This window comes from Parasphingorhabdus sp. (genome assembly GCF_039968395.1).
Taxonomy (GTDB): Bacteria; Pseudomonadota; Alphaproteobacteria; order Sphingomonadales; family Sphingomonadaceae; genus Parasphingorhabdus.
In genome coordinates, this window is record NZ_JBDVPV010000002.1 from 371,235 (window position 1) to 389,134 (window position 17,900).

Below are 17,900 nucleotides of genomic sequence, written 5' to 3' on the forward strand. Positions count from 1 at the left end.
GTTTTCAAACAAAGGAGAGTAGCGTTTGACCGGGGCCGCCGTGCGGAAAGATACAGGGGTAGGGGGGGCGCTGGGGAAAACCGGATTTGCCTGGGCCGTGTTCGAATGGGCGCGCAATCCTTATTATATATTGATCGTCATCTATGTTTTCGCACCCTATTTTGCGCGCGATATTATCGGTGCGGATTTGCTGGCAAGCGGAGAACTGGACGGTCTGGATCCGGAAACGGCGAAGCAGACCGCAAACGCACAGGGCCAGGCCGCAATCGCTTCGGTGACCAAATGGGCCGGCCTGATTGCCGCGCTCACTGCTCCGTTTCTGGGCGCAGCACTGGATCGCGGTGGGCTGCGCAAACCTATTGTGGCGGTCATGCTTGGCACGATCGCAGTCATGTCATGGCTGTTATGGTACGCCATTCCCGGCGATGAAGGGCTGCCCACGGCTGTCGTCATGGGTATTCTCGTGATTGCCTATGTCAACTATACCTATTCCGAAGTAACCCATAATTCGATGCTTACCGCGGCGGGCCGACCGGATCGGCTACCGATGATATCCGGATTGGGCCTGGGTCTGGGCAATCTTGCAGCTGTACTGATGTTCACCGGGCTGGTTGGATTTTTCGTGCTGCCTGCGATGATCCAGTGGCCATTTGCCGAACCGCAATTCGGTATTGATCTGGACAGGTTCGAACATATGCGGATTGCCGGCCCGCTATGTGCGGTCTGGCTTGCGATCTTTTCCGTTCCCTTTTTCCTCTATGCCGAAGACCCCGGCACCAAGGGTGCGAGCTGGATTACGGCGATACAGGAGGGTGCAGCAACGGTCATGCGCACCTTGCGCGAGGCCGCGCACTATCGTCAGCTGATGAAGTTCCTCATCGCGCGGATGTTTTATGCTGACGGGATGGCCGCGTTGCTGGCGCTTGCTGCTGTTTATGTTTCGCTGTTTCTGGAATGGGGTTTTCTTGAAATGACGTGCTACGCCCTGTTTGGTTCGATGTGGGCTTTTGGTGGCGGAATATTTGGCGGCTGGCTGGACACCAAAGTGGGCGTGAAAACGGCCCTGTTTATCGAAGTGATTGCAATGATCATAGCCTTTGCGCTGCAGCTTTCACTGACTATGGACACAATGTTGTTCGGCCTGATCGATAACTTCCAGGTCTGGGACGGTCTCGTGTTCCAGACGGCATCGGACATTTCCTATCTGGCGCTGGTTTCGGTTGTCGCGGTCGCAGCGACAGCGAGCATTTCTTCCAGCCGCGCTATGCTTGTAGCGCTCGCTCCGCCCGGGCGCAGCGGTGAGTTTTTCGGGTTATACGCGATTGCCGGAACGATCACGGTCTGGATGGGGCCGCTGCTGGTTGAATTGTTTACCACCGGATTTAACAGCCAGCGCATCGGCATGGCGTCGATCGCGATTCTGTTCGCGATTGGATTGTCGGTGCTTGCGTTTGTGAAGGTCGAGAAGCCGGGCTAACTAATTGGTCGAGAGGCTTCTGATGCAAGTGGCCTTCGCCTGGCGTGCGAAAGCCGGCGGATAGAGGGTCGCAATTCCATCCGCCGGACGCATCGCTTTCGCGAATTTTTCGAGAGACCTAAGGGCGGCCTATCGAGGTTTGTATTCGCGCAAAAGCATACTGCTTTGTACGGTCCGGTATTCCGCCCGGTTGCCAGATTCCGCTATCTGCTGCTCGGCAGATGATTGCATGTAGGCATCATATGCCTTGTTGCGTCTTTCAGCTTCCGTTGCATCTGCCATTTTGGCGAAGGTTGTCATAAGATAGATTGTCGGTTCACCATCGCGCGGATATTCGTTGACGAGTATCTTATAGTCGCTGATCCAGCCTTTGGATTTGGCGAATTTCTGAACATCCAGCCACTTGGTCGCAAGATGGGTCGCATATTTGAAAGCCCCGCCGTCTTTGACAAAAATACCGCTGACTTGGGAATAGTCGCCAGCGACAAGCGGAAATTCCTGCGCATGGACTGCAGTGGGCAATGCCAAGGGCAGTGTTACCACCATGGCCGCAGCTGCCACTTTCATTTGTTTAATCATCTTCATACTTCTTCTCCTTCGTTATTGAACTTTTGATGGGCAGTGCCGGAATCGGCACCGCTTCAGATTTTCCCACTTTGGCGAGTAGGCAGAGGACAAGAGCGACCAGCGTGATCGCGGCAACCGCATAATAGGTCACGGCATAGCCGCCACTTTCGACCAACCAGCCGGAATTACCGGACATCAGGGATCGACCCAAATTCGGGATCGCCATAAACAGAGCGAACTGGCTTGCCGCCACCGCCGGGTTGCAGATGCGCATGGCCCATACGATAAGCAGGATGCTCAGCAAAAGACCGACGACATATTGGATCATGAAAATTGTCATGAAGATTCTATCGTCTTCCCAACTATCGAATGTCGCACCGCCAATCGCCGCGCTGGCGCCGAGCAGCACAAACAGGATGATGATCGATTTGCGCAAGCCAGTGATGCGCACGATCAGAGGGGACAGCACGCCTGCGGCAATGGCGGCGACCAGACCGACCATGGCCGCGAAGCTTGAATATTGATCGCTTCCCCAGCCTAGCATCTGGATGGTCAGCGTCGGGCTCGCGGCGTCGATAAAGGCCCAAACTGCCTGGTTCAGGAATGTTGCCAACAGGAATAGTACGGTCAGCGGTGAGGCAATGGATCGAAATATGCCGGCAATGATCGGCAGCCAGGCGCTGTGTTGCCGCTCCTCGCATTCGCGGGAAGCGGTGCCTTTGCTCCATGGCAGTAATCGCTCACCAGGGCGCTCTCGGAAGATCACGACCACGGAAGATACTATTGCAACAAAAGCGGCGAATGTCAGCGCTGTCGATGAGATATCACCCGACATAAGCAATTGTCCGGCGACAAAACTGGCGGCGGCTATTCCAAGCGTTTGGGATGCGAACATCATGCCATTGACCATCGTGCGCTCTTCATCGGGCACAAGGTCCACCACCATTCCGTCTATCGCCACGTCATTGAAAGTTGCACACAGGTTGAGGGCAAAACAATAGGCCGCCAATAGTCCGATCTGACCAACCGTCGGCGCATCTATCGCCATGGCGAGCAGAACAATCGCCATCATGGCTTGTGCAGCGATAATCCAGACCCGGCGGCGACCCATGGGTTTGAAGGTAAAGCGATCCATCAGCAGGCCGTTCACCAGCTTCAATGACCAAGGCAGGACAGCCGTTCCGATGAATACACCCACTTCAACCGGTGTTGCGCCATTGGCTGCTAACCAGGCCGAGATTCCCACGGTCGACAGACCCCAAGGTATGCCTTGCATGAAATAGAGGATCGCCACAACGATGAGGCGCGCCGGCTTGCTTTCGGACAGTGAGGGCAGGGCAGGGCGCACTGATAGCCTGACAGCTTGCTCCATTTCATCCCCCTTCCAGTACAGCAGACATAACTATCCAAATGGCGGAATCGGTGTTTTCCGAGTCCTGCCAGATCGTTCAATTTGTCTGCAAATTCAGTGCGCTAGTGATGCACGCAAATGTAAATTTACGTCAACCATGCTACCGTCAAAAAAGCGTCAATAATGGTCTATTTCATGGTTGGGGGCTTGGGGAGCAAGTCCGGCCAACCATATTTTTCCCATGCGGCGACCATGCCGATGCGCTGGGCAAAATCCATAAAGTCGGGATGAAGGCGGACCTGATTGATCGGTTCTGCATCGGTCCAGAGCGACATAAAACCAAAAAAGTTGGCCGGTGTTATCTGCTTGCCAAGAGTTTTGAAAACCATTTGTGCATCACCCATCCAGATGGCCGGTAATACGATTGTTGAATCGCAAGGATCGTGTAGTGTCGCGTGGAGCATCTCCAACACCATGCAATAACTTTTGCGGTCCTGATCTTCGCCGCTCCAAAGCCCCTTTGCAGCCATCAACCAATAGGCATCCATTGCGTCGGGTTCCATCGGGGTGCTTCCAGCAGGTGCAAAGATCACCGTGTTCATCAGTAGTTTGGTTTTCTGATATTGTTGCACTGCGAGATTATTATCGCCACCTATCGCTGTTGCAGCGGCGAGCCAAATCGAAGGAAATCCAAGATCCACCATCCTCTGTCCCGCATCAATGGCGGCATCGATATTCCCGAGGTTGAGATGCACCCCACAAAGTATTGCGTAGCTGCGGCCATTCACCGGATCCTGATCGATAGAGGCTTCTATATAGGGCAATGCTTCCCGGCATAGCCCGCAATAGAGCAAAAAAGAGCCGACGCGATTTACGATATCAGGATTGTTGGGCTCGATCCGGTAAGCCTCAAACGCCAGGTCCAGTGCTCCCACAATGTCATTTTGCGTCCATTTATGGAATGCCAGCACAATGCGTGCGTGAGCTTGCTCCGGTGACAGCTCAAGCGCGCGCTGTGCAAAGCCCGCGGCCTTTTCACAACGTTCCAACCTGTCGATACATGGCGTAAACACCGTCATGTTGATTTCGGCCTCAGCCAGTGCTGTCCAGCATTCGGCAAAGTCTGGATCGATTTCGAGTGCCTTTTCCAGAAGTTCGATTGCAGTCGGTAACACTCCATCGCCAATGGCTCTGATCGTCAGTGCGCGACCTTGCAAATAAAGACCATAAGCTTCCCTGTTGGTTGTTAGAGTGCGGGTTTTGGGTTGATGTCCTTGCAGATTGAGCGCTTCACTCAGCCCGTTTGTGACTGCTTGTGCGACATTGGCACGTGCTGCGAAAATATCGTCCAGGCTGCCATCAAAGCTATAAGACCATGATTCAAAACCGGTTTCGGCATCAATCAGACCAACATCGATACGCACTTGCTCTTCTTGTCTCTGGACAGAACCTCCCAGAAGATAGGACACATTCAGTGCGTTGGCGATTTCGGCCGAGTTCTGTCTGGAATCCTTGAACTGGAACGATGAGGTCCGACCCGCAACAAGGAGCTGGGGCACCTGACCGAAAGCTGTGATTAATTCATCGACAATGCCATCGGCAAAGAAGCCTTGGTCATCAGGATTTGCGCTTGATTTGAACGGCAGCACAGCAATGCGGACTTTGCCCCGCTTGCGGTTGAATATCGGATTGGAGTCCGGAGATCGCAGTGACCAGGCATTGAGCAGGCGCACATGATCTGCCAACTTATCGCTCTTCTTCAGAGCTGATAGTGCCGTCGTGACCGCAACTTGCAATCGTTGTTCGGTTTCATGCCGGCGAAGTTTCAGCCAATCGTCAAACTTTTCATCAAAATTCATCTGATCAAGCAATGGTTTGGCCCCGATGGAAGTCAGTAACTCACTTGCTTCGCCAAAGTTTTCTTCAGCAAGGGCGGCTTCCAGATCACCAAGATCAATTTGGATTGCGAGCGCTTTCAAACTGACGCTGGATCGGCTTACGTCCAGAAGATCGCAGTTCATGGACCGGAATAATTTACCGATATCCAGCAGACATTGCCGCAAACTGGCGCGCGCCTGGGTTTCAAACCTGCCAGGCCAGAATAATTTGCTCAGATAGTTGCGATCAAGTGCCTCGTCTGGCGCAAGACAAAGCATGGCGAGAATGGCGCGGGCACGGCGATTGGAAATTGTGACTTCGCTGCCGTCGAGCGCAAATAACTTGAAGCCACCAAACACGGAAGCACGCAGTGCGGGTTTTGTTCGCCGCGCCAATGCCATTTTCTGTTTGTGATCCATCGCAGCCCCCAACGATCCTTAAGGTCCTGTAACATAGTGCAAATCAGATCTGCAGCAATGGCAGAAATGAGAGGCTTGCATATTGGTTTAATTATCGAGGAATAGCATCTGCTTCCGCGCTCAATCAGGTCATCCGCGGTTGCACACCAGGATTTTAATTATTCGAAATGCTGCTAGCATTGGGACATGACATTCAAGCCGATCCGTATTGTGCTGATTTTTGGCCTCCTGCTGCTTGCGGTCAGCCTCCTTGGCGGCTCGGCAATCTGGTCAGTTTTGGGTTTGGCCGATGATCTCACCATAGAGGGTGATGCCCAGATTGTGCGCGCCGATAGCGGCGGTCTGGGGGAAGGCTGGACGTCCTATGGGGGTGATGGGGGCGGGAACCGCTATGTTGCTGCCACCCAAATCGATGCCGACAATGTCGATCAGCTTGGCATCGCCTGGACGCATCGCAGCGGTGCGTTGAAGGGCAAGAGCGACAAGGATCTCGCGAAAAGCGCGCTTCAGACGACGCCGATACTGGTCGAAGATTCGCTGGTGTTCTGCACTCAGTTTAATGAGGTCATTGCGGTTGATCCGGGAACTGGCGAGGAAAAGTGGGGTTATGATCCCGTCGTGCCGATCGGCAGCAATCCGGCCAATCAATATACCTGCCGCGGTGTTTCCTACTGGAAAGACGATGCCGCAGAGCCAGAGGCCAATTGCGCGACACGCCTGTTTACCGGCACGGTCGATGCGCGGATCATTGCGCTGGCCGGGTGAGTTTCAGATTACTTCGGCGCCTGCGATCATCGGTGACACGATCGTTACGGGGACGTCAATCGGCGACAATTTGCGCACGGACGCGCCCAAGGGCACTGTTTTTGCATTTGATGCGCGGACGGGTGAGACCAGGTGGACATTCGACCCGCTGTCGGGCTCTCCCGATATTCGCGGCGGGCACAGCAATGTCTGGTCTACCATTGCGGTCGATGAAAAGCGTCAGCTGGTCATAATTCCGACCTCCAGTCCGAGTCCTGATTATTATGGCGGCAACAGACCGGGTGATAATCTGTACGCAAATAGCGTGGTGGCGTTGAACGGGGACACCGGCACTGTCGCCTGGCATTTTCAGACCGTGCATCACGATGTCTGGGACTATGATCTTCCCGCGCAGCCGGGCCTCTATCAGGTGTGGCGCGATGGCAAGGCGCATGATGTGGTCGCGCAGGTGACAAAGACAGGTCTGATTTTCGTACTCGACCGCGATACCGGCCAGCCGTTTCTGCCGATCGAAGAACGCGCGGTTCCGCAAGGGGCTGAACAGGGCGAACTGTTGTCTCCGACCCAGCCATTTCCCACCGCGACACCGGCGGTTGTTCCTGACCGGCTCGATCCTTCCGACGCTTTTGGAATCACGCTTTGGGACAAGCTGGCCTGCAAGGCACAGCTGGAAAGCCTCCGCGCTGACGGGCTTTTCACGCCGCCCACAATTCAGGGCACATTGTCTTTGCCGTTCACTGGCGGCGGCGCCAATTGGGGCAGCGCCGCTTATGACCCCAGGCGCAATTTGCTCGTGATCAACATGAACAATATTGGGCAATATATGCGTCTGCAGCCCAATATCACGGATAGCGTGAAGGCGGATAAAATCAGTGACCATGACGAGTTCGCGCCGATGGAAGGCGCGCCTTACGGCATGAGCCGGGCGATGCTAGCATCTCCTCTCGGTTTGCCCTGCACACCGCCGCCATGGGGCGTTCTGGCCGGAATAGATCTGGATAGCGGCAAGATTATCTGGCGCCAGACTTTGGGTACGACTGAAGATGTCGCGCCGGGCGGGCTTGCGCTGAAACTGGGAACGCCGGCGCTGGGAGGCCCCATTGTCACAGCGGGCGGTTTGATATTTATCGCCGGGACCGCAGACAATTATCTGCGCGCTTTCAACGTCGCGACGGGCCGCGAATTGTGGAAAGGACGGCTTCCTGCGGGCGGACAGGCAACGCCAATGAGCTATGTCTGGAAAGGGCGGCAATATGTCGTCATCGCAGCGGGCGGAGCATCCAACGTGGGTTCGAAACTCGGGGACAATCTGGTGGCATTCGCGCTTCCCGAATAACCGGCTATCAGTCCCTAACCCCGCTTCAGTTCATCCCCGCTCAGTCGCACCACATGCAACAAATTCGTCGAACCGGGCGTGCCGAAGGGAACGCCGGCACACACGATGAGCCGTGATCCTGCCTTGCCGAGATTGTGGCGCAAAGCCATGCGTTTGGCCTTGGCGATCATGCCTTCGAAATCTTTGACATCGCGCGTGACGACGGCATGCGCGCCCCACAATAATCCGACACGGCGGGCGGTATTGCGATTGGGAGTCAGCACGAGCAATGGCACGGACGGACGTTCACGCGCCATGCGCCGAGCGGTCGATCCGGATGTCGTAAAGCAGACAATGGCGGATGTCTTGACGGTTCGTGCGATATTGTAACTCGCTGCTGCCAGTGCATCCGCAGTTGTTTCATCGGGCACGGTCTCGGTAAAATGTACCCGTTCGACATAGGAGGGGTCACTTTCAACCTGCGCGGCGATCCGATCCATCATGGTTGCCGCCTCGATTGGCCAGTCGCCGACAGCGGATTCGGCAGACAGCATGATGGCGTCAGCTCCGTCATAAATTGCAGTCGCTACATCCGAGACTTCGGCGCGGGTTGGAGTTGGCGACTTGATCATCGATTCCAGCATCTGGGTGGCGACCACCACCGGCCGGCCCAGTCGGCGTGCTGCTGCAACAATCTGTTTCTGCAAGGGCGGAACTTGTTCGGGCAGTAACTCTACACCAAGATCCCCGCGGGCAACCATGACCGCGTCTGACAGTTCCAGTATTTCTTCGAGACGATCAATCGCCGCCGGTTTTTCGATTTTCGCCAGCAGAGCCGTCTTGCCGCCGATCAGCCGCCGCGCTTCGGCGACATCTTCCGGGCGCTGGACAAAACTTAGCGCAATCCAGTCGACATTCTGTTCGAGTGCGAAGGTCAGATCCCTGCGATCCTTGTCAGTCAGAGAACTGACGGGCAGAACGACTTCCGGAACGTTCACGCCTTTGCGATCAGAAATCTCTCCGCCGACAATGACCTTGGTCTCGACGCTCTTGCCATCCGTTTTGGTAACTTCCAGACGAATTTTGCCGTCATCAAGCAGCAGCGTATGTCCGGGTTGCAGCGTTTCGATAATCTCCTTGTGGGGGAGGTTCACGCGCTTCACGTCCCCTTTTTTGCGCAAAAGGTCGAGCGTGAATTTTGCTCCGTCCTTGAGTGTCACGGGCGCCTTGGTAAAAGTGCCTATCCGCAATTTTGGTCCCTGCAGATCGGCGAGGATCGTGATCGGCCGACCGACTTTGCGTTCCAGAGCGCGGATGGATTTGACGTTGGCGGCGTGGGCCTTGTGCTCGCCATGGCTCATGTTCATGCGAAAGGCATCGACACCGGCCTTGTACATTTTCTCGATCATCGCCGGACTGCCGCTCGCCGGCCCCAGGGTTGCGAGCACCTTTACTTTGCGGTCGCGGGAGAACATATGCGAAGCCATTGAAAATTCCTGTCGATGAGCGCTTTAATTTGCTGCTGCTTATCCCCAATTCATGACAGGATAAAAACAAAAAGCAACGAAAGCATTATATGACCCATGAAATTTCTGATGCCGCCGCCGCTGCGGCTTTTCGCCGACTGGTAAGCCATTTGCAGCATCGACACGATGCGGAGAATATTGACCTCATGGGATTGGCCGGGTTCTGCCGCAATTGCCTGGCGGACTGGATCATGGAAGCGACCAACCAGGACAATGGCGAGATGACAAAGGATGAAGCGCGCGCGGCAATCCACGGCATGCCGGCGTCGGAATGGAAAAAGAAATATCAGACGGAAGCAACGCCGGAAAGGCTCAAAAGAATGAAGGAAAGCATAGCCAAAAACGCCTCGTCAGATTAAAGCATCGCAGCGAATCCGCAAAACCTATTCAAGAGGAACCAGAGAATGAGTGAAGGCAATGTTGCCGCAGACCAGCTGCGTCTGTTTATCGAGCGTATCGAACGGCTGGAAGAAGAGAAAAAAGGCATGGCCGACGATATTCGGGACGTTTACAGCGAGGCCAAAAGTCAGGGCTATGATGCGAAAATCATGCGTCAGATCGTGCGTCTGCGCAAAATGGAAACCCATGACCGTCAGGAAATGGAAGCCATTCTCGACACGTATAAGTCGGCCCTTGGTCTGGCTTGATCAATCCGCTAGACTCCAGCCTTTCACGGCGGGAGAATGCGCATGATTGTTACCACAACTCCATCGATTGAAGGACGCGCGATCAGGGATTATCGCGGAATTGTGATTGGCGAAGTCATTGTCGGCGCCAATCTGTTCCGCGACCTGTTTGCAAGCATCACCGACATTGTTGGCGGACGTTCCGGCAAATATGAGAATGTTCTGAAACGCGCGCGTGACGAAGCGCTTCAGGAGATGCAGGACGAAGCCGCGAAGGTGGGAGCCAATGCCGTGGTCGGTGTTGACCTTGACTATGAAGTGGTCGGTGACAAGGGATCGATGTTGATGGTTTCTGCATCCGGCACAGCGGTGGTGACAGACTAGAATATCTCCTTGCCGGCCAGCAGCATGTATAACAATCCGCTGGTTGCGATCAGATTATAGGCCATGTGCATGATAATATTGGCCCACCAGCCATAGCGGATACGCGCATATCCCCAGATCAGGCCGCCAGTCAGTTGCGGCAATATAAACGGAAGCAGGGCCGCAGGATTGTCACCCGCATAATTGAAGACATGCATGAAACCGAACAGCAGTGCCTGGATCCAGAATATCCCGGGAAACATGCGGATATACCACCCCGGCACCGGTTTTTTCCACGCCCAGATCGAGCCAATCAGGGCCGCAACTGCAATGCCGCCACCGAGGAGCAGGAGCTCTGTCGGCGCTGGACCGGACGCCCCGCTCTCGCGCAATGCAGCGGAACCGATCAGCCAGGCAATAACGGCGCAAAGCGGCACAAGCAGACGCGGTAAACCGCTCAGCCATGTGCGAAAAAACAGTTCTTCCATGATCGGGCCGACAATCACGACGATCGCAAGAATCTGCCATACCGGGCGCGCAAAAAGCTCGGACATGTCACCGGACATCTCAATATCGAACAACAGCATTGCGGGGAAAAGGATGATTGCCAGCAATGCAACGACGCCGCAATTCACGGCAAAGAGCCAGACCAGGTCAGTTGGCTTGCCGCTCATCTGTCCGTCGGTTGGCGTCAGTGTCGGCGCACGCAAATACTGAACGAGATCAATTGCGCTGGCCCGCAATTTGCCGCTAGCCCATCCAATGGTTGAGTTGGGTTCAAACATGCGGCAAAGAACCCTCAACAGACAATCATTCAAACAACGGACAAGTCATATGGCAGGCCATAGTAAATTTAACAATATCAAGCATCGCAAGGGCGCGCAGGACAAGAAGCGCTCGGCGCAATTCTCGAAGCTCAGCCGCGAAATTACCGTGGCGGCCAAATCGGGCATGCCCGATCCGGACATGAACCCACGCCTGCGCCTGGCGGTCAACAACGCCAAGGCCGTATCGATGCCGAAAGATGGTATCCAGCGCGCAATTGACAAGGCATCGGCCAATGAAGGCGATGACTATAATGAAGTGCGCTACGAAGGCTTCGGCCCGGGCGGCGTATCCCTGATCGTTGAAACCCTGACCGACAATACCAATCGCACGGTGACCAACGTGCGCACCATCTTTTCGCGCAATGGCGGGAATATGGGAGAGACCGGTTCCGTCGCACATGGTTTTGAGCGGGTGGGCTATATCCAGTATCCGGCCAGCGCAGGGGACGAAGACAAAGTGCTGGAAGCTGCCATGGAAGCGGGGGCAGAGGATATTGCTTCGGATGATGAAGGGCATGAAATCTGGACCGCGATGGAAGACCTGCACGAGGTTTCCGGCGCACTGGAAAAATCGCTCGGCGAGGCTGAAAGTGTCAAGCTGGCATGGAAGCCTTCCGTGGAAGTGGAAGTCGATGCTGCTCAGGCCGAAAGCTTGCTTGCCTTGATCGATGCACTTGAAGAGGATGACGATGTGCAGACCGTCCATGGCAATTACAGCGTATCTGACGAGATTATGGAGAAGCTGAGCGGGCAGTGATCATCCTCGGCCTTGACCCGGGTCTTGGCACCACGGGATGGGGTGTGATCAAGGTTGATGGCAACCGGCTGTCTCATATTGCCAATGGCCAGATAAAAACCGATCCCAAAATGGAGCTGGCGAACCGGCTGCTCAAGCTGGATCTCGAACTTGCGGACCTGATGCAGGAATATAAGCCGGATGCTGCAGCGGTCGAAGAAGTGTTCGTGAACAGCAACCCGCAAAGCACATTGAAACTGGGCCAGGCACGCGGTGTGGTGCTGCTGGGCGCATCGCGCAGCGGTATGGAAGTCGGCGAATATGCCGCGCGCGCGGTGAAGAAATCGGTGGTTGGCGTGGGCAAGGCCGACAAGGATCAGGTGCAGGCGATGATCAAGATATTGCTGCCTGGCGTGCAACTGGCGGGCGCGGATGCCGCCGATGCACTGGCGGTTGCGATTACGCACGCGCATCATCGTAAAAGATAATCTTTTTGTTCGCTCACGCTCACTGCGCCTTCACATTCGTTCCGGCTCTGCGCCAGCCCGTCTCCCCCTCCCAACCACCCAGTGCGATTGTACCCTATGGGTGGTTGGGAGGGGGAGACGGGCCGGTACCGAAGCAAAGGCGGATGCCCTTTCGTACGTGAGCGTGAGCGAACAATACAAAGAACAAAATCCCGTTCGTGCTGAGCTTGTCGAAGCACCGGTTCGCGCAATCTCCCATCCTTCGACAGGCTCAGGACGAACGGAACTGGACATGTGCCACTCTTGCACTAAAACACTCCCATGATTGCAAAACTCACCGGCACTATCGACGAAATCGGCACCGACAATATCGTGCTGGATGTGCAAGGCGTCGGCTATCTGGTCTTTGCTTCCTCCCGTACAATCGGCGCGATTGGCGGGGTTGGCGATGGTGCGACCATCTATACCGAGATGCAGGTCAGCGAGACCGACATGCGGCTGATGGGCTTTGCTTCGGGGTCGGAACGCGACTGGTTCCGGCTTCTGATTTCCGTGCAGGGCGTTGGCGGCAAGGTCGCGCTGGCAATCTTGTCGGCGCTGGAACCGGGCGAGATTTCACGTGCGGTGGCGACCGGCGACAAGGCGATGGTCAGCCGCGCCAATGGCGTAGGGCCAAAACTCGCGCTGCGAATTGTCAACGAGCTGAAAGATAAGGTTGGCGGGATTGCGACCGATCCGATTGCGGGCGGCGGCACGGTAGCTGCAGCTTCCAGCAACAGCGCCGATGCGGTCAGCGCGCTGCTCAATCTGGGCTTCAAACCAGCGGACGCGAGCGCGGCGGTGGCAGCAGCGGATGCAGAAGCAGGCGAGGGCGCGACACTGGATGCACTGGTGCGGCTAGCGCTGAAGAAGGCGGCGAAGTGAAGGTTCTGGTCTTTTTCTTGGTTATTATTTTGGCTTCAACACCAGCGTGGGCTTGCATGGCGGAGCCGGTTCCTCAAGCTATGATGTATAAAACAAAACCTTCAGACTCGTCGCCGGGTACGATGGTCATCAAAGCGAAGATCATTGAAAAATTGCCAAAATCTTGGACAGTGCGGGTTCGTGTTTTGGAGGGACCATCTGAATTGGAGCAAACTGCAATTCTGGTGAGCCCTGCTTTCTTCTCTTCTTGTACCACATTCGGCCGGGATATTGGCTATTTGGCCATCAAGTTAGATGCTGAATCGCAAGAACCGAGCAAATTTGTGGCGGACGTGTTTGAGAGAAGTTGGTTGGATTGGGTTGTCGATCTGTTTGGAGGTGATCCTTATTATTTTTCCAGCGATAAGGTGCTTCCGCAGATATTGAGTTTGTCCAATGACTGAAGGCCGCCTCTCTTCCCCCGAACGCAAAGTCGAAGATATCGACGCCGCCCTGCGCCCCAAAACGCTCGATGAATTTATCGGGCAGGAGGCGGCGCGCAGCAATTTGCGCGTATTTATTGACGCCGCGAAAGGCCGCGATGAGGCGCTGGATCACACGCTGTTTTTCGGCCCGCCGGGGCTGGGCAAGACCACGCTGGCGCAGATTATCGCGCGCGAACTAGGCGTTGGTTTTCGCGCCACGTCCGGGCCGGTCATTGCCAAATCCGGTGATCTCGCCGCGCTGCTGACGAACCTTGAGGAAGGCGACGTGCTGTTCATTGACGAGATTCACCGGCTGAACCCGGTGGTCGAGGAAGTGCTCTATCCGGCGATGGAAGACCGCGCGCTCGATCTGATTATCGGTGAGGGGCCATCCGCCCGCTCGGTACGGATCGACTTGCCGCAGTTCACGCTGATCGGCGCGACGACACGCCAAGGCCTGCTGACCACGCCACTGCGCGATCGCTTTGGCATTCCGGTGCGACTGAATTTCTATTCCACTGAAGAACTCGAACTGGTCGTTCACCGCGCCGCGAAATTGCTCGATCTTGATATCGCGCCCGATGGTGCCACCGAAGTTGCCCGCCGCGCGCGCGGGACGCCGCGTATCGCCGGGCGCCTGTTGCGGCGCGTTCGGGATTTTGCCAATGTTGCAGGCTCGGCGCTGGTCGATCAGCAGACCGCCGATGCGTCGCTCACCCGGCTGGAAGTCGACAGCATCGGCCTCGACGCCATGGATCGCCGCTATCTCCACATGATCGCGGATATCTACAAGGGCGGTCCGGTCGGTGTCGAAACTTTGGCCGCAGGCCTGTCCGAACCGCGCGATACGATCGAGGAAGTGATCGAACCCTATCTCATCCAGCTCGGACTGGTCGCCCGCACCGCCAGAGGCCGTGCCCTCAATGACCGCGGCTGGCAGCATCTGGGCATGAAGCCGCCTGCGGGCAAGCCTTCGGATGGCGATCTGTTTGACTAGGATCACCCTTGGGGAGGGGTCTTATGATCTCACGCAGAAATTTTTCAAAACGCGCCGGGACGCTGGGCGCGCTGGCTGCTTTCCCCAGTATCGCGGCCTGCACCGCACCAACTAAAATGACCGAACCCAAATTCTGGATGCCCGAGGAAGCCGAACCGCACGAGCGTACGTTCATGCAATGGCCGGTCAGCCGGAAAGTGCATCCTGATCCCGTATTCCTCGACATGTTGCAGCAGTCTATTGCCGATGTCGCCAACGCGATTGCAGAGTTTGAGCCCGTTGTCATGCTGATGGATAAGAAGTTCGAGAAACCTGCCCGGCGCAAATTGTCGGATGGTGTGGATATCTGGAACATAGCGACAGATGATTTGTGGTGCCGGGATGCGGGGCCATGTTTTGTCCGCAATGAGGCGGGAACCCAAGCCGTGCGGCATTTTAACTTTAACGGCTGGGGCAACAAGCAGATTCATGACAATGACGGCAAGATAGCGGCTGCCGTCGCCGGGCGATTGGGGTGTGAATTGCTCGACAACGGTCTGGTCGGTGAACCCGGCGGGCTGGAATTCGATGGAGCCGGAACCGTGATCGCACATGAATCCAGCTGGCTGATCGCCAATCGCAATCGGGGCAGCAAAGCAGAAATCGAGCAAAAGATACTGGAAGCTGTCGGTGGGCGGAAGCTGATCTGGGCACCCGGTCTGAAGGACAGGGATATAACCGATTATCATATCGATGCGCTCGCTCGGTTCACCAGACCCGGCAGCATTTTGATCCAGCTTTCGGGCGAGGAAGAATATCCCGGCGATCCCTTTTCCAACGCAGCAAATGAAACTTATGAGATATTGCGGTCCGCAAAAGATGCCAGCGGGAAGGCGTTTGACCTGGAAATATTGCTGGAGCCTTATGACATCAGGGTGAAGTCGGAAGATTTCGTGGCGTCCTATGTCAATTATTATGTCTGCAACGGTGCGGTGATCGCGGCGCAATTTGGTGACATCGAAGCCGATGCGAAGGCCAAGGAAATGCTCGCCCGACTATATCCGGGGCGTGAAATCATCATGCTGAATGTCGATCCGATTGGCGAATGTGGCGGCGGAATTCACTGCGCCACCCAGCAGCAGCCCAAAGTCTAGATTCCGTCGAGCTGCTCGGCGCTCGCCCATGTTGCGTGCGTGCCGCTGCAGATACGGTGCGGCAGGATGATCGTGCACACCGGTCCTGCACTGATATTCTGCGCATCAATTAGGATACATTCTGATCTATTTTGTACCATATCGGTTATGAAGCTGATCAGATAGCCATCATCTTCTGCAGTCGCACCAATCCGCGGTACAAATGGTGCCTCCGATCCGAAACGCCCTTCGCCGAAATCTAACCGTTCTGCCACTCCGGTTTCCAGATCATGTTTGACCAGACCGTTGAACAAAAACCAGCCGGGCTCGCCGGTGACGCTGTAGACATAGCGATATGGCTTGCCCGCCATCTGCTGGTTGAACATGCCAAACTCAACCGGATAGTCGTCGAACAGGGTTTCCTCGCGGGTCTCTCCGGTCTTCAGGTTGAAACGCCAGCGATGCAATTCCGGCTGGAAGCTGTGCAGATCGATACTGGCACCCATGCTCTCATAGCCCGCAGGAAAATCCGTGAGCGGCGGCGGTACGGGTTGATTCTGGAAATAACCATCGAGCACCAGTTCGTCGCCTTGCTCAAAGGCATTGGCCCAGTGCAGCACATAAGTGGGCTTGGCATCGAACCATTTGATTTCCTCCGGCTGGCCACGGCGCGGAATGATTCCAAAGCGCGTGGGCAATTCGGGATGATAGGATGGGATATAGAGATTCTGTTCGATCAGCTCCGGTTTCCAGAACAGCGGACAATCGTTGAAAATCGCGAAGTTTTCCGAGAAAGCCATGTCATGCGGCAGACGCGCGCCGGGCAGGGGAACGGGCACATAATGTTTCAACTCATTGTCCGCACCAACCACACCATAATGCAGATAGGGTGCTGTGGTGCTGTAATTGAAGAACAGCAATTCGCCGGTATTCTCATCCAGTTTTGGATGGGCGGATATCCCGTCTTCGGGAACCCAGCTTTCAACGCCCAGGGTTTCCAGCGAGTCCGGATCCAGCCGATAGCCTTCACCGCACTGATAGAATGTCGACAGGATGGTGCCGGCGTGCACCGACACATCGGTGGAACTGCTGTCCTTCACACTGCCATGAGCGCCCCAGCCCGGGCGCTTTGAATCGGAAGGCCGACCCATGATGCCAACCCAAAGCGGTCCGCCTTCTTCCTGTTCCGCTTCCAGTCCCCTGGTTCTTACGAAGCGGTTGCGGTAGGTCGCTTTCCCATCTTTGATCCGCATGGTGTGGATCATGCCGTCGCCATCAAACGGGTGATAACGGCCAATGGAATCGTGCACCGGGTTTTCGGTGTTGCGCACATATAGCCCGTCTATGTCATCCGGAATGGTGCCGATAATTTCCATGTTGCTGGCGTCCAGCTCATCGAAATTGGGCGTCCAGGCACCGTTGCGATAGGGGTGATCATTGTCTCCGAGCGTTGTCTTGATCCGCTCAATACCCATCATGTGCCTCCACATCATCCGCCAGTCGCCGGACCAGCATCGACTTGTAAAAATCTCCGGTGGCGGTTTCCTGTGCGGCTTTCAGATAGGTCAGCAATTCTGCTTTGCTGACATCGAAGTCACACGTGGCAAAACGCCCTTCAAGATAATAGTCCGGGAACGCAATCTGACCGGCCAGACGTCCGGCTTTGGCTGACGCCCGGATCAATCGCCCGCCTTCACATGTGTCCTGTGGTTGTTCGTTCAGGCCCAGCAATGTGATGAAACCTACAACGAACAGAGATTGTGGATAGCCCGCTTCCACGGATTTCTTGCGATAGGGCAGGGCCTTTTGACCCATGCCGCTATAGCCATAAGCCCGCGCCAATTGATAGTTGAGCCGGGGATTGCCTGCATCTTCTGCAATGGCCGTTTCACAGGCACTTATTGCTGCGGGAAGATCCGCATTTTTGCGACCCACCCCGGGAGCGACCCGGTAGGGGTCATCGGGATGAGAGATGAGCTGGTCACATTGCGTGATGGTTTGGGAATGCGCATCTGGATCAAATGTCTGGATAGCAGCAGGAGCCTGCAGCGCGATAACGGATAGCAATGCGAATATTCCCATCCCT

At 55.6% G+C, this 17,900-nt stretch carries 19 protein-coding genes; 12 read left to right on the forward strand and 7 right to left on the reverse strand.

Annotated features, from left to right (window positions below; all coding sequences use genetic code 11):
* The first annotated feature begins 40 nt into the window (after window positions 1–40).
* Window positions 41–1,477, forward strand: coding sequence for an MFS transporter (locus ABJI30_RS05950; RefSeq protein WP_348016265.1), 1,437 nt, complete (start codon window positions 41–43; stop codon window positions 1,475–1,477).
* Window positions 1,478–1,606: 129 nt separating this feature from the next.
* On the opposite strand, the gene ABJI30_RS05955 is transcribed toward ABJI30_RS05950, so the two are convergent.
* The 3 genes from ABJI30_RS05955 to ABJI30_RS05965 form a co-directional block, all read right to left on the reverse strand.
* A complete protein-coding gene (locus ABJI30_RS05955; RefSeq protein WP_348016266.1) occupies window positions 1,607–2,062 on the reverse strand; it encodes a hypothetical protein in 456 nt (151 codons plus the stop codon).
* On the reverse strand, window positions 2,049–3,416 hold the full coding sequence (locus ABJI30_RS05960) for an MFS transporter (protein ID WP_348016267.1): 1,368 nt from the start codon (window positions 3,414–3,416) through the stop codon (window positions 2,049–2,051). The genes ABJI30_RS05955 and ABJI30_RS05960 overlap by 14 nt, the downstream gene beginning before the upstream one ends.
* Window positions 3,417–3,583: 167 nt before the next feature.
* Complete coding sequence (locus tag ABJI30_RS05965; protein ID WP_348016268.1) at window positions 3,584–5,692, reverse strand: hypothetical protein; 2,109 nt, start codon at window positions 5,690–5,692, stop codon at window positions 3,584–3,586.
* A gap of 186 nt (window positions 5,693–5,878) precedes the next feature.
* Between ABJI30_RS05965 and ABJI30_RS05970 the strand changes: the two genes are divergently transcribed.
* Window positions 5,879–6,457, forward strand: coding sequence for a hypothetical protein (locus tag ABJI30_RS05970; RefSeq protein WP_348016269.1), 579 nt, complete (start codon window positions 5,879–5,881; stop codon window positions 6,455–6,457).
* Window positions 6,429–7,793, forward strand: coding sequence for a PQQ-binding-like beta-propeller repeat protein (locus ABJI30_RS05975; protein ID WP_348016270.1), 1,365 nt, complete (start codon window positions 6,429–6,431; stop codon window positions 7,791–7,793). The genes ABJI30_RS05970 and ABJI30_RS05975 overlap by 29 nt, the downstream gene beginning before the upstream one ends.
* Window positions 7,794–7,807: 14 nt before the next feature.
* Here ABJI30_RS05975 and pyk read toward each other — a convergent pair whose 3' ends face one another.
* Window positions 7,808–9,259: a pyruvate kinase gene (pyk, locus tag ABJI30_RS05980; RefSeq protein WP_348016271.1), complete on the reverse strand. Its 1,452-nt coding sequence runs from the start codon at window positions 9,257–9,259 to the stop codon at window positions 7,808–7,810.
* 89 nt (window positions 9,260–9,348) lie between these two features.
* On the opposite strand from pyk, the gene ABJI30_RS05985 reads away from it, so the two are divergent.
* From ABJI30_RS05985 to ABJI30_RS05995, 3 genes are read left to right on the forward strand one after another with little or no spacing between them, the layout of a single operon-like run.
* Window positions 9,349–9,657 (forward strand): DUF1244 domain-containing protein, encoded by a 309-nt coding sequence (locus tag ABJI30_RS05985; protein WP_348016272.1) that lies wholly within the window; start codon window positions 9,349–9,351, stop codon window positions 9,655–9,657.
* Window positions 9,658–9,702: 45 nt separating this feature from the next.
* A complete protein-coding gene (locus tag ABJI30_RS05990) occupies window positions 9,703–9,945 on the forward strand; it encodes a DUF2312 domain-containing protein (protein WP_100093000.1) in 243 nt (80 codons plus the stop codon).
* 42 nt (window positions 9,946–9,987) lie between these two features.
* Complete coding sequence (locus ABJI30_RS05995; protein WP_348016273.1) at window positions 9,988–10,308, forward strand: heavy metal-binding domain-containing protein; 321 nt, start codon at window positions 9,988–9,990, stop codon at window positions 10,306–10,308.
* Here ABJI30_RS05995 and ABJI30_RS06000 read toward each other — a convergent pair.
* A complete protein-coding gene (locus ABJI30_RS06000; protein ID WP_348016274.1) occupies window positions 10,305–11,072 on the reverse strand; it encodes a CPBP family glutamic-type intramembrane protease in 768 nt (255 codons plus the stop codon). The two genes, ABJI30_RS05995 and ABJI30_RS06000, sit on opposite strands and share 4 nt — an antisense overlap.
* Window positions 11,073–11,121: 49 nt before the next feature.
* Between ABJI30_RS06000 and ABJI30_RS06005 the strand changes: the two genes are divergently transcribed.
* The 6 genes from ABJI30_RS06005 (at window position 11,122) to ABJI30_RS06030 (ending at window position 15,835) form a co-directional block, all read left to right on the forward strand.
* Window positions 11,122–11,871: a YebC/PmpR family DNA-binding transcriptional regulator gene (locus ABJI30_RS06005; protein WP_348016275.1), complete on the forward strand. Its 750-nt coding sequence runs from the start codon at window positions 11,122–11,124 to the stop codon at window positions 11,869–11,871.
* Complete coding sequence (ruvC, locus tag ABJI30_RS06010) at window positions 11,868–12,338, forward strand: crossover junction endodeoxyribonuclease RuvC (protein ID WP_348016276.1); 471 nt, start codon at window positions 11,868–11,870, stop codon at window positions 12,336–12,338. Before ABJI30_RS06005 ends, ruvC begins: the two co-directional genes overlap by 4 nt.
* A 300-nt stretch (window positions 12,339–12,638) precedes the next feature.
* Window positions 12,639–13,241: a Holliday junction branch migration protein RuvA gene (gene ruvA, locus ABJI30_RS06015; RefSeq protein ID WP_348016277.1), complete on the forward strand. Its 603-nt coding sequence runs from the start codon at window positions 12,639–12,641 to the stop codon at window positions 13,239–13,241.
* Window positions 13,238–13,684: a hypothetical protein gene (locus ABJI30_RS06020; protein WP_348016278.1), complete on the forward strand. Its 447-nt coding sequence runs from the start codon at window positions 13,238–13,240 to the stop codon at window positions 13,682–13,684. The genes ruvA and ABJI30_RS06020 overlap by 4 nt, the downstream gene beginning before the upstream one ends.
* Window positions 13,677–14,702 (forward strand): Holliday junction branch migration DNA helicase RuvB, encoded by a 1,026-nt coding sequence (ruvB, locus tag ABJI30_RS06025; protein ID WP_348016279.1) that lies wholly within the window; start codon window positions 13,677–13,679, stop codon window positions 14,700–14,702. Before ABJI30_RS06020 ends, ruvB begins: the two co-directional genes overlap by 8 nt.
* Before the next feature lie 23 nt (window positions 14,703–14,725).
* The gene (locus ABJI30_RS06030; RefSeq protein WP_348016280.1) at window positions 14,726–15,835 is read left to right on the forward strand and encodes an agmatine deiminase family protein; all 1,110 of its coding nucleotides are present in this window, start codon (window positions 14,726–14,728) and stop codon (window positions 15,833–15,835) included.
* Here the strand turns inward: ABJI30_RS06030 and ABJI30_RS06035 are convergent.
* Both ABJI30_RS06035 and ABJI30_RS06040 read right to left on the reverse strand, forming a co-directional pair.
* A complete protein-coding gene (locus ABJI30_RS06035; protein ID WP_348016281.1) occupies window positions 15,832–17,292 on the reverse strand; it encodes a carotenoid oxygenase family protein in 1,461 nt (486 codons plus the stop codon). The two genes, ABJI30_RS06030 and ABJI30_RS06035, sit on opposite strands and share 4 nt — an antisense overlap.
* Window positions 17,279–17,896 (reverse strand): hypothetical protein, encoded by a 618-nt coding sequence (locus ABJI30_RS06040; RefSeq protein WP_348016282.1) that lies wholly within the window; start codon window positions 17,894–17,896, stop codon window positions 17,279–17,281. The genes ABJI30_RS06035 and ABJI30_RS06040 overlap by 14 nt, the downstream gene beginning before the upstream one ends.
* Between the last annotated feature and the right edge of the window lie 4 nt (window positions 17,897–17,900).

Bases quoted from the DNA above. Each gene is read 5' to 3' on its own strand.
- ABJI30_RS05990 (WP_100093000.1), top strand. From the start codon at position 9,703: ATGAGTGAAGGCAATGTTGCCGCAGACCAGCTGCGTCTGTTTATCGAG.
- ABJI30_RS05970 (WP_348016269.1), top strand. From the start codon at position 5,879: ATGACATTCAAGCCGATCCGTATTGTGCTGATTTTTGGCCTCCTGCTG.
- ruvB (WP_348016279.1), top strand. From the start codon at position 13,677: ATGACTGAAGGCCGCCTCTCTTCCCCCGAACGCAAAGTCGAAGATATC.
- ABJI30_RS05955 (WP_348016266.1), bottom strand. From the start codon at position 2,062: ATGAAGATGATTAAACAAATGAAAGTGGCAGCTGCGGCCATGGTGGTA.
- pyk (WP_348016271.1), bottom strand. From the start codon at position 9,259: ATGGCTTCGCATATGTTCTCCCGCGACCGCAAAGTAAAGGTGCTCGCA.
- ABJI30_RS05985 (WP_348016272.1), top strand. From the start codon at position 9,349: ATGACCCATGAAATTTCTGATGCCGCCGCCGCTGCGGCTTTTCGCCGA.
- ABJI30_RS06005 (WP_348016275.1), top strand. From the start codon at position 11,122: ATGGCAGGCCATAGTAAATTTAACAATATCAAGCATCGCAAGGGCGCG.
- ABJI30_RS06030 (WP_348016280.1), top strand. From the start codon at position 14,726: ATGATCTCACGCAGAAATTTTTCAAAACGCGCCGGGACGCTGGGCGCG.
- ABJI30_RS05995 (WP_348016273.1), top strand. From the start codon at position 9,988: ATGATTGTTACCACAACTCCATCGATTGAAGGACGCGCGATCAGGGAT.
- ABJI30_RS05975 (WP_348016270.1), top strand. From the start codon at position 6,429: ATGCGCGGATCATTGCGCTGGCCGGGTGAGTTTCAGATTACTTCGGCG.
- ABJI30_RS05960 (WP_348016267.1), bottom strand. From the start codon at position 3,416: ATGGAGCAAGCTGTCAGGCTATCAGTGCGCCCTGCCCTGCCCTCACTG.
- ABJI30_RS06000 (WP_348016274.1), bottom strand. From the start codon at position 11,072: ATGTTTGAACCCAACTCAACCATTGGATGGGCTAGCGGCAAATTGCGG.
- ruvA (WP_348016277.1), top strand. From the start codon at position 12,639: ATGATTGCAAAACTCACCGGCACTATCGACGAAATCGGCACCGACAAT.
- ABJI30_RS06040 (WP_348016282.1), bottom strand. From the start codon at position 17,896: ATGGGAATATTCGCATTGCTATCCGTTATCGCGCTGCAGGCTCCTGCT.
- ABJI30_RS06035 (WP_348016281.1), bottom strand. From the start codon at position 17,292: ATGATGGGTATTGAGCGGATCAAGACAACGCTCGGAGACAATGATCAC.
- ABJI30_RS05965 (WP_348016268.1), bottom strand. From the start codon at position 5,692: ATGGATCACAAACAGAAAATGGCATTGGCGCGGCGAACAAAACCCGCA.